The sequence below is a fragment of the Listeria sp. SHR_NRA_18 genome (assembly GCF_003856515.1).
GTDB lineage: Bacteria > Bacillota > Bacilli > Lactobacillales > Listeriaceae > Listeria_A > Listeria_A newyorkensis.
The window spans coordinates 319,181-334,147 of the sequence record NZ_QPKR01000001.1 but is presented as its reverse complement, the minus strand read 5'-3'; the positions used below and the strand labels follow the sequence as shown (position 1 = coordinate 334,147).

Sequence of the window (14,967 nt, the reverse complement as noted above, 5' to 3'; positions counted from 1 at the left end):
CTTTGAGGTAAGAAGTTGTAATATATAAAAGTAGAAAGGGCGTGTTTTTATGCGTAGTGCAGAAATTATTGCAGTAGGAACCGAACTATTATTAGGACAAATCGTGAATTCCAATGCTGCCTTTATATCAAAAGAGCTTGCCGAATGTGGCGTTTATGTATATCATCATACCGTCGTAGGCGATAACCCCGAACGATTGAAAAAAGTAATCGAAATTGCCGAGAAACGCAGCGATATCTTAATTTTTTCAGGTGGATTAGGACCTACAGAAGACGATATTACCAAACAAGTTCTAGCTGGATACCTGACAAAAGGGATCATTTATGACAACGAGCATCTGACAAAAATAGAGCATTTTTTCGCGGCTAGAAAAGACAAGATGTCCGAAAATAACAAACGCCAAGCAGAAATCATTGAGGGATCATACGTTTTATCCAATGATTTCGGCTTTGCGGCTGGCATGTTCCTAGAAGAAAAGGCTCATACCTATATCTTACTTCCTGGCCCGCCATCAGAAATGCAACCCATGTTTACGAAATATGCCAAACCACTGCTACTAAAAAATAGTGAGCGCGAAATTATACTAGAATCTAAAATAATACGTTTTTTCGGCATTGGCGAATCGAAATTAGCAGATGATTTGAAAGATATGATTGCAACACAGACAAACCCTACAATCGCAACCTATGCGGGGGAAAATGAAGTGGTTATCCGACTTACTGCTTCTGCGACAACAAGAGAAGAAGCATTGCGGTTGATTGCCGAGACAGAAGAAGAGATCATTAAGCGAGACGGGGCTTACATATACGGCTCAGGAGACGTCACACTCGTCGATTTGGTCATCCAGCAACTCATGGAAGCCAACATGACTATTTCGGCAGCAGAGAGCCTCACAGCCGGTTTATTTCAAGCAGAACTCGGTGGCACAACAGGCATCTCTAAAATCTTCAAAGGCGGCATGGTAACATATAGTGCTGAAACGAAGCACGAATTACTGCACGTCTCCAAGGAAACGATTGAAAAAGAAGGCGTTGTCAGCCAAGCTTGCGCGATAGAAATGGCAGATAATATTCGTAAACTATGCAAAACAGATATGGGCATCAGCTTCACGGGTGTTGCAGGTCCCGAAGAGCTAGAAGGAAATCCTGTTGGAACCGTATGGATTGGCCTTAGCGTTGTTGGTAATCCTACATTAGCCTATCGTTACACCTTCAATCGCGATCGTAATTATAATCGTCGTCGAGCTGTAAAAGAAGGTTTTGCGCTGATTAAAGCTTTTTTGGACGAGAAATCCGATAAAAAAGAGAAATAAGGGGTGAAAATCAACACAATCAGCCGTAAAAAAAGGTTAGACGAATGCTTGCAAAACGGCTATAATAAAGGCACAGTCAGGAAGCGAATGCTACCGTGTAGAGAGAAAAATAGCGCGCACAGAAAAAATACGAACAAATATTCGCTTTTTACTTGTATATCTTCAAAAAATAAGGTATAGTATCTATAGGCAGTAAAAACAACCGCTAAATAATGTGTGGTATGCAATGTTTTTACATGAAATTAGATATATATAAAGACTAGGAGGCAATAATGTGAGTGATCGTCAAGCGGCCTTAGATCAGGCGTTAAAACAAATCGAGAAGCAATTTGGTAAAGGTTCCATTATGAAGTTAGGGGAACAATCAGATCATAATATTTCTACGATATCAAGTGGCTCTTTAGCTCTCGATATCGCACTTGGAGTCGGTGGTTATCCACGAGGAAGAATCATCGAAGTATACGGACCAGAGAGTTCAGGTAAAACAACCGTTGCTTTACACGCTATTGCAGAAGTACAAGCGCAGGGCGGAACAGCGGCATTTATCGATGCTGAGCATGCATTAGATCCAGCATATGCGAAGAATCTAGGCGTTAATATTGATGAATTATTGCTATCACAACCAGATACAGGGGAACAAGCATTAGAAATCGCTGAAGCGTTGGTTCGTAGTGGCGCTGTCGATATTTTAGTTATTGACTCCGTAGCCGCACTCGTACCACGTGCGGAAATCGAAGGCGAAATGGGAGATTCACATGTCGGCTTACAAGCGCGTCTTATGTCCCAAGCCTTGCGTAAACTATCCGGTGCAATCAACAAATCCAAAACAATCGCGATTTTCATCAACCAAATTCGTGAAAAAGTAGGCGTTATGTTCGGTAACCCTGAAATAACTCCAGGTGGACGTGCCCTTAAATTCTACTCTACTGTTCGTTTAGAAGTAAGACGTGCAGAACAACTAAAACAAGGTACGGACGTTATCGGTAACAAAACAAAAATCAAAGTCGTGAAAAACAAAGTAGCACCACCATTCCGTGTCGCTGAAGTAGACGTTATGTACGGCTTCGGTATTTCACGTGAAGGTGAACTCGTTGATATGGCCTCTGAAATTGACGTTATCAATAAGAGTGGTTCATGGTATTCTTATAACGAAGAGCGTATTGGCCAAGGTCGCGAGAATGCGAAACAATACTTGAAAGAGCATCCAGAAATTCGCGATGAAATCTCAAAACGCGTGCGTCAAGAATATGAAATCGATGTGAAACCTAATTTAGCAGAAGAAGCATTGCCAGAAGAAATCAATTTACTTGATGAAGATTAATCCATAAGCCGCCCAATTGGGTGGCTTCTCTTTATTTCTAAGCTATAAAATCCTTTTTTTATAGGGTTTTTTTTGATTCCGTTTACATCTTTGCGCTTTCCTTGACAATACATGGATTGACAGATAGAATTAGATTGTATATTTTACATTTAAAAATGAAAAAATACACGCGTGTCAGGAATATTTCTGACAACCGACATAACCATTAAAAAGAATTGAATAGCAAAGGAGGTGTAAGGATGGAACTCGTAATCACAATCATCTCCAGCTTGCTTTTCTTGATCGTCGGTCTGGTTGTTGGTTCTCTAATTTATAAATCAAGCTCTGAGCGGAAACTTGCCGCTGCTAGAGGAACAGCTGAATTAATCACGGAAGACGCTAAAAAAGAAGCAGAAACCTTGAAGAAAGAAGCATTACTTGAAGGCAAAGAAGAGAATCATAAGTTACGTACTGAAATCGAAAATGAACTTCGTGGGCGAAGAGGGGAATTACAAAAATCAGAAAATCGCTTATTGCAAAGGGAGGAAAACCTCGACAGAAAAGATACTTCTTTAAGTAAAAGGGAAGCAACTCTTGAAAGAAAAGAGGAGAGTATCAGTAAACGTCAACAACAAATTGAAGAAAAAGAAAGCAAAGTGGAAGAGATGACTCAAAAACAACAAGTAGAGTTAGAAAGAATATCTGCCCTTACCAAGGATGAGGCGAAGAACGTTATCTTGAGCCAAGTAGAAGAGGAACTAACACACGATACAGCAGTGATGGTGAAGGAATCTGAAACTCGTGCGAAGGAAGAAGCAGATAAGAAAGCGAAAAACATTCTTTCTCTAGCAATACAACGCTCCGCAGCGGATCATGTTGCTGAAACGACAGTAAGCGTTGTAACTCTACCGAATGATGAGATGAAAGGTCGAATTATTGGTCGTGAAGGCCGTAATATTCGTACACTGGAAACGCTCACTGGTATCGATTTAATTATTGATGATACACCAGAAGCAGTTATCCTTTCCGGATTTGATCCTGTTCGTCGTGAAATCGCGCGAATCGCTTTGGAGAAACTCGTACAAGATGGACGAATTCACCCAGCACGGATTGAAGAAATGGTCGATAAAGCTCGTAAAGAGGTGGACGAACATATTCGTGAAGTTGGAGAACAAGCAACATTCGAAGTTGGCATTCATTCAATACACCCAGATCTAATCAAGATTCTTGGTCGCTTGCGTTACCGTACAAGTTACGGGCAAAACGTCTTGAATCACTCGTTAGAAGTGGCGAAATTGGCTGGAATTTTGGCCAGTGAGCTTGGTGAAGATGTAACGATGGCTAAGCGTGCTGGACTCCTTCATGATATCGGTAAAGCAATCGATCATGAAATTGAAGGAAGTCATGTCGAAATTGGTGTCGAACTTGCTACGAAATACAAGGAAAATGATATTGTTATTAATAGTATCGCTTCCCACCATGGAGACACAGAGGCAACATCTGTTATCGCTGTCCTAGTAGCAGCCGCAGATGCCCTATCAGCCGCAAGACCCGGTGCTCGTAGTGAAACATTGGAGAACTACATTCGCCGCCTAGAGAAATTAGAAGAGATTTCCGAGTCTTATGAAGGTGTAGAGAAATCTTACGCCATTCAAGCTGGACGCGAAGTTCGTATTATCGTAGAGCCTGATTCTATCGATGATTTAGCTTCTTACCGCTTAGCACGAGACATTAGGAAACGGATTGAAGAAGAACTCGAATACCCTGGTCATATCAAAGTGACTGTTATCCGTGAGACGCGTGCTGTAGAGTACGCGAAGTAATCACATAAAACACGCAGTTCCCACATCGGAAGCTGCGTGTTTTGCTGTATACAGGCAAGCAATTTCCTTGCGCGATGCCGAAAAACAAAGCTATAATATGCAGTAATCTAAGATGGGAGTTTGATAGCATGCAAAAATGGGAAATCAGAAATTTTAAAAAAGAGAATTATTCGGATGTGGCTCGTATTTATCAGACGGGAATTGATGGACGAAATGCGACGTTTCAAAAAGAGGTGCCGACATTTGAGGCTTGGGATCAGAAGTATCTGGATGTTTGTCGTTTTGTGGTGATGGAGGATGGAGTTGTAATTGGATGGGCTGCATTACTGCCATTTTCCGGCATGCCTTCTTACCGCGGGGTTGCGGAACTGAGTATTTATATCGATCCGGCAACGGCTGGAAAAGGAATTGGGACGGCGCTTATGGCTCATATCGTTAGCAAGAGCGAAGAGGCTGGTTTTTGGACGCTACAATCCTTGATCTTCCCTGAAAATACGGCGAGTATTGCTTTACATAGAAAATTCGGATTTAAAACGCTTTGCATTCATGAAAAATTGGGCGAGATGGACGGTGTTTTTCGAGATGTGGCATTATTGGAGCGCAGAAGTGATGTCGTCGGAAAATAGGACGGGCATTTTGACGCGTTTCGGGGTATAATAGGTTACATATAGAGAGTGAGGAATTAGCATATGGAATTATTATTTATCGGGGATGTTGTGGGTTCTATCGGTCGTGATATGATTACCGAATATTTGCCGCAACTAAAGAAAGCGTATCGTCCGACTGTTACGGTAATCAATGGGGAGAACGCCGCTGCTGGACGTGGCATTACGGAGAAGATTTACAAACAGTTTTTAGAGCAGGGTGCTAATGCGGTGACGCTTGGTAATCATGCTTGGGATAATCGCGATATTTTTGAATTTATCGATAACGCGAAATATTTGGTGCGACCTGCGAATTTCCCGGAGGAGACGACGCCGGGTACTGGACTTGTTTTTATAAAAAGCAACCAGTTGGAAGTTGCGGTAATTAATATGCAGGGTCGTGTCTTTATGTCAGATTTGGATGATCCGTTCCGCAAAATGGACGAATTAATTGAGGAAGCCTCGAAACGAACGAATATCATTTTCGTGGATTTTCATGCGGAGACGACGAGTGAGAAGCAAGCGATGGGCTGGTACGTGGATGGTCGCGTGACAGCGATTGTTGGGACGCATACGCACGTGCAGACGTCGGATAATCGGATTTTGCCACAGGGAACGGCGTATTTAACAGATGTTGGTATGACTGGACCTTATGACGGCATTTTGGGCATGGATAAAGAGGCGAGCTTGCGTCGATTCTTGACTGCGATGCCTTCTCGTTTTGAAGTGCCTAAGACTGGGCGCGCTGTTTTGTCGGGATGTATGATTAGTATTAACGATACGACTGGACAGGCTACTAAAATTGAACGGATTTTGATAAACGAGGATCATCCGTTTACGCTTTGATCAAAGGAGGTGTCACACGTTGACCTACCAAAAAGAAGAAATAATCGCCAAAGCGCAGGCGTTGAAATCGGCGCTCCAAGCTACGGAGGCTGTCAAATTTTATCGTGCGGCAGAAGCGAAAATTAATACGAATCAAAAAGTGGCTGCCAAAGTGGGAGACATCAAGAAACTGCAGAAGGAAGCGGTCAATTTAGAGCATTATCAAAAATTCGGAGCGGTGAAGCAAACCGAAGATGGCATCGATGCGTTGACAGCTGAAATCGACCATTTACCGATTGTGCAGGAATTCAGACGTTCTCAAGAAGAAGCGAATGATTTATTGCAAGCCATCACACACGAAATCAGCTACAAGGTCACGTCACAACTGCAAAAATAAGGATGAGAACGATGCGGTGCTTACGTTACTGCATCGTTTCTTTCTATTCAAAACTTGTCTTTTCTTCATGATTTGGCTTGCTTATGCTATAATAAAGGGACAAAATAACTTTTAAACAAAGAGAAAAAGGGTTGATTGGAATGGCAGTTGAAGTGACGCCGATGATGAAGCAATATTTAGCGATTAAGGAAAATTACAAAGATGCATTTCTGTTTTTCCGATTAGGGGATTTCTACGAGATGTTCTTTGAAGATGCGATACAAGCGTCGCAAATTTTAGAGATAACGTTAACGGCTCGTGCGGGTAATTCGGATAATCCGATTCCGATGTGCGGGGTGCCTTATCATGCGGCTGCGGGTTACATAGATACGTTGATTGATAAGGGTTACAAGGTGGCGATTTGTGAACAGGTGGAGGACGCGAAATTTGCCAAGGGTATGGTGAAGCGTGAAGTGGTTCAGCTGATTTCTCCGGGGACGATGATGGAGTCGAAGGGTCTGAAGGAGAAAGAAAACAATTTTATTGCGGCGGTTTTTCAGCACGAGGAGAAGGAATATGGTTTTGCTTATTGTGATCTTTCGACGGGTGAGCTGAAATCGACGGTACTTGCGATGGGTGAGGATCGCTTGATTAATGAGTTGACGACGCTGTCTGCAAAAGAAATGGTTGTCGGGATTGAGTTTAGTGAGGCGTTTCCAGAAGCGGTTCGTGAGCAGCTGGGACTCTTTATTTCGTATGAGAATAATAATGATTTGCCGAGCGGTTACGAGAGTTTAGTGACGAACACGATTCATCCAATTGAGAAAAAAGCGATTGCGAAGTTGCTGAATTATTTTATTGATACGCAAAAGCGGGATTTGTCGCATTTACAGAAGACGGTTCATTATGAAACGAGCCAATATATGAAAATGGACTATTATTCGAAGCGGAATTTGGAGTTGTCGGAGTCGATTCGTGGGAAGGGGAAACAAGGCACGTTATTGTGGTTGCTAGATCAGACGAAAACCGCGATGGGTGGGCGTTTGTTGAAACAGTGGATCGATCGTCCGCTTATTCACCTGGATGCGATTGAGGCACGCCAACAGGATGTGAACAGTTTTATCAATCATTATTTTGAACGGATGGAATTGATGGAGTTGTTGAAGCAGGTCTATGATTTGGAGCGTTTGGCTGGGCGTGTGGCTTACGGGAACGTGAATGCGCGCGATTTGATTCAGTTGAAGAATTCGCTGTATCAGGTTCCGCTTGTGAGGGATACGTTGAAGGCTATGAATCAGCCGAATTTGACGCGAATTATTGATGAAATTGATCCGTGTGATACGCTTGCGGATGTGTTGGAGCGCTCGATTAATGCGTCACCTCCGATCTCGATTCGTGAGGGTGGGATTATCAAGGATGGCTATAACGCGGAGCTGGATACATACCGGGATGCGAGTCGTAACGGAAAAACATGGATTGCAGAACTGGAACGCCAGGAGCGCGAACTGACTGGGATTAAATCGCTAAAAGTTGGCTTTAATCGTGTATTTGGCTATTATATCGAGGTAACGAAGGCGAATATTGCGGCGTTGCCAGAAAATCGATATGAGCGCAAGCAAACGTTGACCAATGCGGAACGTTATATTACGCCTGATTTGAAGGAAAAAGAACGCCTGATTTTGGATGCGGAAGAAAAAAGTATTGAGTTGGAATACTCGCTGTTTATTGCGGTTCGCGAAACAGTGAAGGAATATATCGAACGTCTGCAAAAATTGGCGAAGGTGATCAGTGAAATTGACTGCTTGCAGAGTTTTGCTAATATTAGTGAGAACAATCATTTTGTGAAGCCGGTCATGAATAAGACGGGAGATTTGGAAATCATTCAGGGACGCCATCCTGTGGTGGAAAAAGTGATGGGGACACAGAGCTATGTAGCGAACGACTGCGTGATGAACGAATCGCGCGGTATGTTATTGATAACTGGACCGAATATGTCTGGTAAGAGCACATACATGCGTCAGATTGCGCTTACCGCGATCATGGCGCAGGTCGGTTGTTATATCCCGGCGGAACAAGCGACGTTGCCAATTTTCGATCAGATTTTTACACGGATTGGTGCGGCGGATGACTTGATTGCTGGACAGAGTACGTTTATGGTGGAGATGTTGGAGGCGCGGAATGCGATTGTGAATGCGACGGCGGACAGTCTGATTTTGTTTGATGAGATTGGGCGCGGGACGGCGACGTATGATGGGATGGCGTTAGCACAGGCGATTATTGAGTACATCCACGAGGAAGTGCACGCTAAAACCTTGTTCTCCACGCATTATCACGAGTTAACCATTTTGGATGAGACGTTACCGCAGATGCATAATGTGCATGTCAGCGCCGTGGAAGAGGACGGGAAAGTCGTGTTCCTTCACAAAATTGAGGATGGTCCGGCGGATAAGAGTTACGGGATTCATGTCGCCGAGCTTGCCAACCTTCCGCAAAAATTGATTGGCCGGGCACGCCATATTTTAGAACAGTTGGAGAGTTCGGAGGAGAAAATTATCATGCCTGCCGAAACCGCTGTGAGTGTGCCAGAAACGCATGAAGAAGTGCAGCTATCGATGTTTCCAATCGAGGAGAAAACAGTGCGGATGAAGCAAGAACAGTCTTTAATCAAGGTTATTAAAAATATTGATTTGATGCATATGACGCCGATGGACGCGATGTCGACACTCTATGATTTACAGAAAAAAGCGAAGCAATAGGAAAGTAAGGTGAAGTTTAGATGGCTCACATTATCGAATTGACGGATGCCTTATCAAATAAAATCGCGGCTGGTGAAGTGGTCGAACGCCCTGCTTCCGTTGTGAAAGAACTTGTGGAAAACGCGATTGACGCTAAAAGTACCGTTATTGATGTGCTAGTGGAAGAAGGCGGCCTGAATAAGATTACGATTATCGATAATGGTGTCGGAATTCGCGCCGAAGAGGTCTCTGTTGCCTTTAAACGCCATGCTACGAGCAAGATTAAGAACGAACATGATTTGTTTCGCGTGCATACGCTAGGCTTTCGTGGTGAAGCTTTGCCGAGTATTGCCTCGGTGTCGTTCTTAGAAATGACGACCGCGACAGGTGATGGTGCGGGAACGAAGATTGTTGTGGAGGGCGGGAAAGAGATTGAGAAGCATAGTGCCCAGGCTAGAAAAGGCACGGAGATTCAAGTTTCTAATCTATTTTTCAATACGCCGGCACGTTTGAAATATTTGAAGAGTTTGCATACGGAGCTTGGCAATATTACGGATATCATGAATCGGTTGGCCTTGTCGCATCCGGAGATTAGCTTTCGTTTCTCGCATAACGGGAAAAGTTTGCTGAAAACGAACGGGAATGGCGACTTGCAACAAGTGATGGCTTCGATTTATGGACTTGCTGTTGCGAAAAAAATGATTCCGATTCAAGCGGAGTCGCTGGATTTTAAGTTGACGGGATACGCGGCTTTGCCTGAGGTGAACCGCTCGAATCGTAACTATATTTCCACGATTGTAAATGGCCGTTTTATTAAAAACTATGCGCTTGTTCGGGCGATTCAGGATGGATATCATACGCTGCTTCCGATTGGTCGCTTTCCGATTTTAGTTTTGCAGATTGAAATGGACCCTTTGATTGTGGATGTGAATGTGCATCCTGCCAAATTGGAGGTTCGTTTGAGTAAGGAAGCGGAGTTGGGTCAGTTTATCGCGAGTACGTTAAAAGCCGCGTTTCATAAGGAGCAGTTGATTCCTGATGCTGCGCCCTCGAAACGGCAGAAGTTGGCCTCGGAGCAATTAGCGATCAATTTTGATAAGGAAGAGGAACCGGAGGAAGTGGTGGTGGAAGCGCCGAAACCGGTTGTGACGCCTACTTATTCGACGGCGCCGAAGACACAAATGGAGTTGCCGACGAGCGATGCATTGCCGGATGAAGACCCACTTTTTATCAATGAGGATTTCGCGGCATATGATGTGGCGCCAAAGATGGAAGAGGCTGCGCCAGTGGAAGTTCCAAAAGAGCGGATGCCAAAAATGTACCCGGTTGGTCAAGTTCACGCGACTTATATCGTTGCGCAAAACGAGACGGGAATGTATTTGATCGATCAGCACGCCGCGCAAGAACGGATTAAGTATGAATTTTATCGGGAAAAGATTGGGGAAGTGGATCGGGAATTGCAACAGTTGCTTGTTCCGATTGTCCTTGATTTTTCGACGGATGAGTTTATTAAATTACGGGATCAAAAAGCGAAATTAGAAGAGGTTGGCGTTTTTCTTGAGAATTTTGGGCAAAATAGCTTTATTATTCGGGAGCATCCGACGTGGCTACCTAAGGGGGAGGAAGAGAGTACGTTGCGTGATATTTTAGACGAGGCGCTCACGAAGCCACAGGTTAGTATTCATAAATTGCGGGAAGATGCGGCAATTATGATGAGTTGCAAGAAATCGATTAAAGCGAATCATTATTTAACGCAGGCGGATATGGAAAAATTGCTCGATACATTGCGCGAGGCAAACGATCCATTTACGTGCCCACATGGTCGACCAGTCATCATTTCTTATTCGACGTATGAACTCGAAAAAATGTTTAAGCGTATTATGTAAAATTTTAAAGGAGAGAATCACATGTCGTTTAACGGTCAAACTGTCATACCTGCCGCGCATAATCACCGGGATGTAGAGAAAATTCTTAGTCTGGACGCGGAATATATGGTGATGTTAGAAACGCAGGTTGGGCAACTGAAATCGCTCGTAAATTTGGCCGCTTCTGGTGGTAAAAAGGTCATCTTACACGCCGATCTCATTCACGGCTTAAAAAATGATGAGTATGCGGTGGACTTCTTGTGTCAAGACGTTCGCCCAGCTGGAATTATCTCGACAAGAGGAAACGTTATTTTAAAGGCAAAACAACATAAGGTGCTCGCGATTCAGCGTTTATTTATGCTAGACTCGAGCGCATTTACGAAAGGCACGGCACTGGTTCAGAAAATAAAACCGGATTATATTGAATTGTTGCCTGGAATCTTGCCTACAATGGTGGAACAAATGACGGAGCTGCTCCACATTCCTGTCATTGCGGGCGGCTTGATTACAACGCAGGCACAGGTTGACGAAATTTTAGCAGCGAAAGCAACGGCTATCACGACATCTCAAAAATCACTTTGGAAATGAGGGATTAGGAAGATGGGAAAGATTGTTGTTATTGGAAGTATTAATATGGATATTGCGACGGAACTGGCTGGGATGCCGGAACTTGGTGAAACAGTGAAGGGTCAGGATGCAGTGATTTCACCGGGAGGCAAGGGTGCGAATCAAGCGGTTGCCGCCGCGAAACTTGGTGGCGATGTTGTGATGGTTGGTATGATTGGAAACGATGCGTTTGGCGCGGATGCTTTGGCGAATCTGAATTCTTTTTGTATTGACGTGACGCATGTGCGCGGTGTGGATTTGACGACTGGCCTGGCGATGATTTTGCGGGAACATGGAGACAACCGGATTATCGTGGCTCCTGGGGCGAATAATGCTTGGCCGGACGACTTGATGCTTGATGAGATTATCGCTGGGGCATCGATTGTATTGTTGCAAAATGAGATTCCGTTCTCGGTCATTGAAAAAGCGGTGGATGTTGCGGTGCAGCACGGGATTCCAACTGTGTTTGATCCTGCGCCTGTGGATCGTTTTCCGATTGCATTCTTGCGGAAGATTACGTATTTGACGCCGAATGAGACGGAGTTTAAGCAGTTACCAGATGACATTTTGCAAGGGAACACGGAAGCACTGCTTGTAACGCGGGGAAAAGACGGCGTCCGGGTTTGTGATGCTGATGGAGATACGGATATACTGGCAGTGGATGTGGAAGTCAAGGATTCCACTGGGGCAGGGGATACGTTTAATGGTGCTTTCGCGGTTGCCATTACTGCAGGGAAATCCTTGCATGACGCCGTCCGTTTTGCTAACCAAGCCGCTGCACAAAGCACAACAAAAATTGGTGCCCAAGTCGGCATGCCATTCTTAGAAGATATAGAAGCTAATCTCGAAAAATAGAGGTTAGTTTTTTTATTTGGAACAGTCGTGCAGAAAGTGAGATATAGCAACAAAACCTGATTTGATACAGCGGATAGAAAATAACTACTGTTATAATACAGTGGTACGAATTTGGAATAGTACAGGAATGTTACAATGTTGCAAGTAAATTATTTTTGTACTTATTTAATAATCATGACAATATAAGAAAGTATGTGATACCAATCACTTGGCGCTAAAAAAGCAATGAAAGCACTTTAATTTTGTTAGAATGCAGTAAAATTTTTATGTGAAAACTGTAGCATTATTTTTATTTTGTGGTATGATAACAGTATAGAAGTTACTTGGGTAGCTTTGCTCAATTTTTAACGCTCATAAACGAACAATGAAACGTAGGAGGTTTCCGTGATGAAAGAACAATGGTTTGAATTTACAGGTGGTAACTGGGAAAACGAAATTGACGTAAGAGACTTTATTTTGAAGAACTACAGATTATACGAAGGTGACGACACTTTCCTAGTAGGTCCTACAGATGCAACATCGCAATTATGGGATCAAGTTATGGATTTAACAAAGCAAGAGCGGGAAAACGGCGGCGTGCTAGATATGGATACAAAAATCGTATCGACTATCACATCACATGATCCTGGATACTTAAACAAAGATTTAGAAACAGTAGTAGGCGTGCAAACAGATGTACCTTTCAAACGCTCACTACAACCGTTTGGCGGCATCCGTATGGCAGAGCTTGCATGTGAAGCTTATGGTTATGAAGTCGACAAAGAAATTTCAAGCATTTTCAGAGATTGGCGTAAAACGCATAACCAAGGTGTTTTTGATGCTTATAATGACGAAATGCGTGCAGCTCGTAAATCTGGTATTATTACAGGACTTCCAGATGCATACGGCCGTGGGCGCATCATCGGTGACTACCGTCGTGTAGCATTATACGGTGTGGATCGCCTAATCGAAGACAAGAAGAACGACTTGAAAAACACAGGACTTCGCACAATGAGCGACGATATTATTCGCTTACGTGAAGAGTTAAACGAACAAATCCGCGCATTAGCTGAACTAAAACAACTGGGAGCACAGCACGGTTTTGATATTTCTAAACCAGCAACAACAGCGCAAGAAGCTTTCCAATGGTTATACTTCGGTTACCTTGCAGCGATTAAAGAACAAAACGGAGCAGCAATGAGTTTAGGCCGTACGTCTACATTCCTTGATATCTTCGTAGAACGCGATCTTCGCAACGGTACATTAACAGAAGTGGAAGCGCAAGAAATCGTGGATCATTTCATTATGAAACTGCGCCTTGTAAAATTCGCTCGTACTCCAGACTACAACGAATTGTTCTCTGGAGATCCAACGTGGGTAACAGAATCAATCGGTGGTATCTCAGAAGACGGTCTACCACTTGTAACGAAGAACTCATTCCGGTTCTTGCATACACTAAACAACTTAGGACCAGCTCCTGAGCCAAACTTAACGGTACTTTGGTCGACACAATTACCATCAGGATTCAAGAAATTCTGCGCTAAAATGTCTATCAAAACAAGCGCTATCCAATATGAAAACGATGATGTTATGCGTCCTAAATGGGGCGACGACTACGGAATCGCATGTTGTGTATCCGCAATGCGTATCGGTAAACAAATGCAATTCTTCGGAGCACGTGCCAATCTTGCAAAAACATTACTTTATGCAATCAACGGTGGCGTGGATGAGAAATCAAAAGCACAAGTTGGACCAGCTTTCCAACCAATCACTTCTGAAGTACTAGACTATGAAGAAGTCATGGCTAAATTTGACGAAATGATGGAATGGATTGCAGAATTATACCTAAACACACTAAACGTTATCCATTATATGCATGATAAATACGCGTACGAACGTCTAGAAATGGCGCTTCATGATACACACGTATTACGTACGATGGCAACTGGTATCGCTGGACTTTCTGTTGCAGCCGATTCTTTAAGTGCTATCAAACATGCGCAAGTAAAACCAATCCGTGATGAAAACGGAATCGCTATTGATTTTGAAATCATCGGTGACTATCCTAAATATGGAAACAATGACGATCGCGTAGATGAAATCGCCGTTGATCTTCTAAAAGCATTCATGACGAAAGTTAAAAAACATAAAACATATCGTGATTCTGTTCATACAACGTCTGTTCTTACTATCACATCTAACGTTGTATACGGTAAGAAAACTGGTAACACACCAGACGGACGTCGCGCTGGCGAACCATTCGCACCAGGAGCAAACCCAATGCATGGTCGCGATACAAAAGGCGCTCTAGCTTCCTTATCATCTGTTGCAAAACTTCCGTATGAATATGGACAAGATGGTATTTCGAATACATTCTCTATCGTGCCAAAAGCATTAGGTCGCGAAGATGAATCACAAATCAATAATCTTGTTGCAATGCTTGATGGTTACTCAACAAAAATGGGCCATCATTTAAATATCAACGTCTTTAATCGTGACACATTGCTTGATGCGATGGATCATCCAGAAGAATACCCACAATTAACAATCCGTGTATCTGGTTACGCTGTTAACTTCATTAAATTAACACGTGAGCAACAATTGGATGTAATACACCGCACCATGCACGAATCCATGTAATGTCTTT

At 43.4% G+C, this 14,967-nt stretch carries 11 protein-coding genes; all 11 read left to right on the top strand.

Going from position 1 to position 14,967, the window contains the following annotated elements; genetic code table 11:
* The first annotated feature begins 49 nt into the window (after positions 1-49).
* Positions 50-1,312 (top strand): competence/damage-inducible protein A, encoded by a 1,263-nt coding sequence (locus DUK53_RS01710; protein WP_036131172.1) that lies wholly within the window; start codon positions 50-52, stop codon positions 1,310-1,312.
* Positions 1,313-1,586: 274 nt separating this feature from the next.
* A complete protein-coding gene (recA, locus tag DUK53_RS01705; RefSeq protein WP_036094037.1) occupies positions 1,587-2,633 on the top strand; it encodes a recombinase RecA in 1,047 nt (348 codons plus the stop codon).
* Positions 2,634-2,872: 239 nt separating this feature from the next.
* Positions 2,873-4,435: a ribonuclease Y gene (rny, locus tag DUK53_RS01700; RefSeq protein WP_036094039.1), complete on the top strand. Its 1,563-nt coding sequence runs from the start codon at positions 2,873-2,875 to the stop codon at positions 4,433-4,435.
* A 128-nt stretch (positions 4,436-4,563) separates the two neighbouring features.
* Positions 4,564-5,061: a GNAT family N-acetyltransferase gene (locus DUK53_RS01695; RefSeq protein WP_036094041.1), complete on the top strand. Its 498-nt coding sequence runs from the start codon at positions 4,564-4,566 to the stop codon at positions 5,059-5,061.
* A gap of 63 nt (positions 5,062-5,124) precedes the next feature.
* On the top strand, positions 5,125-5,925 hold the full coding sequence (locus tag DUK53_RS01690) for a TIGR00282 family metallophosphoesterase (RefSeq protein WP_036094042.1): 801 nt from the start codon (positions 5,125-5,127) through the stop codon (positions 5,923-5,925).
* Between the two features lie 19 nt (positions 5,926-5,944).
* The gene (locus DUK53_RS01685; RefSeq protein WP_036131175.1) at positions 5,945-6,301 is read left to right on the top strand and encodes a YlbF/YmcA family competence regulator; all 357 of its coding nucleotides are present in this window, start codon (positions 5,945-5,947) and stop codon (positions 6,299-6,301) included.
* Positions 6,302-6,441: 140 nt separating this feature from the next.
* Positions 6,442-9,036, top strand: coding sequence for a DNA mismatch repair protein MutS (mutS, locus tag DUK53_RS01680; protein ID WP_036131464.1), 2,595 nt, complete (start codon positions 6,442-6,444; stop codon positions 9,034-9,036).
* 20 nt (positions 9,037-9,056) lie between these two features.
* Positions 9,057-10,901 carry a DNA mismatch repair endonuclease MutL gene (gene mutL, locus DUK53_RS01675; protein WP_036131178.1) on the top strand — a complete coding sequence of 615 codons (1,845 nt, stop codon included), beginning with the start codon at positions 9,057-9,059 and terminating at the stop codon, positions 10,899-10,901.
* Between the two features lie 21 nt (positions 10,902-10,922).
* Positions 10,923-11,468, top strand: a complete 546-nt coding sequence (locus DUK53_RS01670) for a glycerol-3-phosphate responsive antiterminator (protein ID WP_036094047.1) — start codon at positions 10,923-10,925, stop codon at positions 11,466-11,468.
* A 12-nt stretch (positions 11,469-11,480) separates the two neighbouring features.
* The gene (locus DUK53_RS01665) at positions 11,481-12,341 is read left to right on the top strand and encodes a ribokinase (protein ID WP_036131182.1); all 861 of its coding nucleotides are present in this window, start codon (positions 11,481-11,483) and stop codon (positions 12,339-12,341) included.
* 387 nt (positions 12,342-12,728) lie between these two features.
* Complete coding sequence (gene pflB / locus DUK53_RS01660) at positions 12,729-14,960, top strand: formate C-acetyltransferase (RefSeq protein ID WP_036131184.1); 2,232 nt, start codon at positions 12,729-12,731, stop codon at positions 14,958-14,960.
* Positions 14,961-14,967 lie beyond the last annotated feature (7 nt).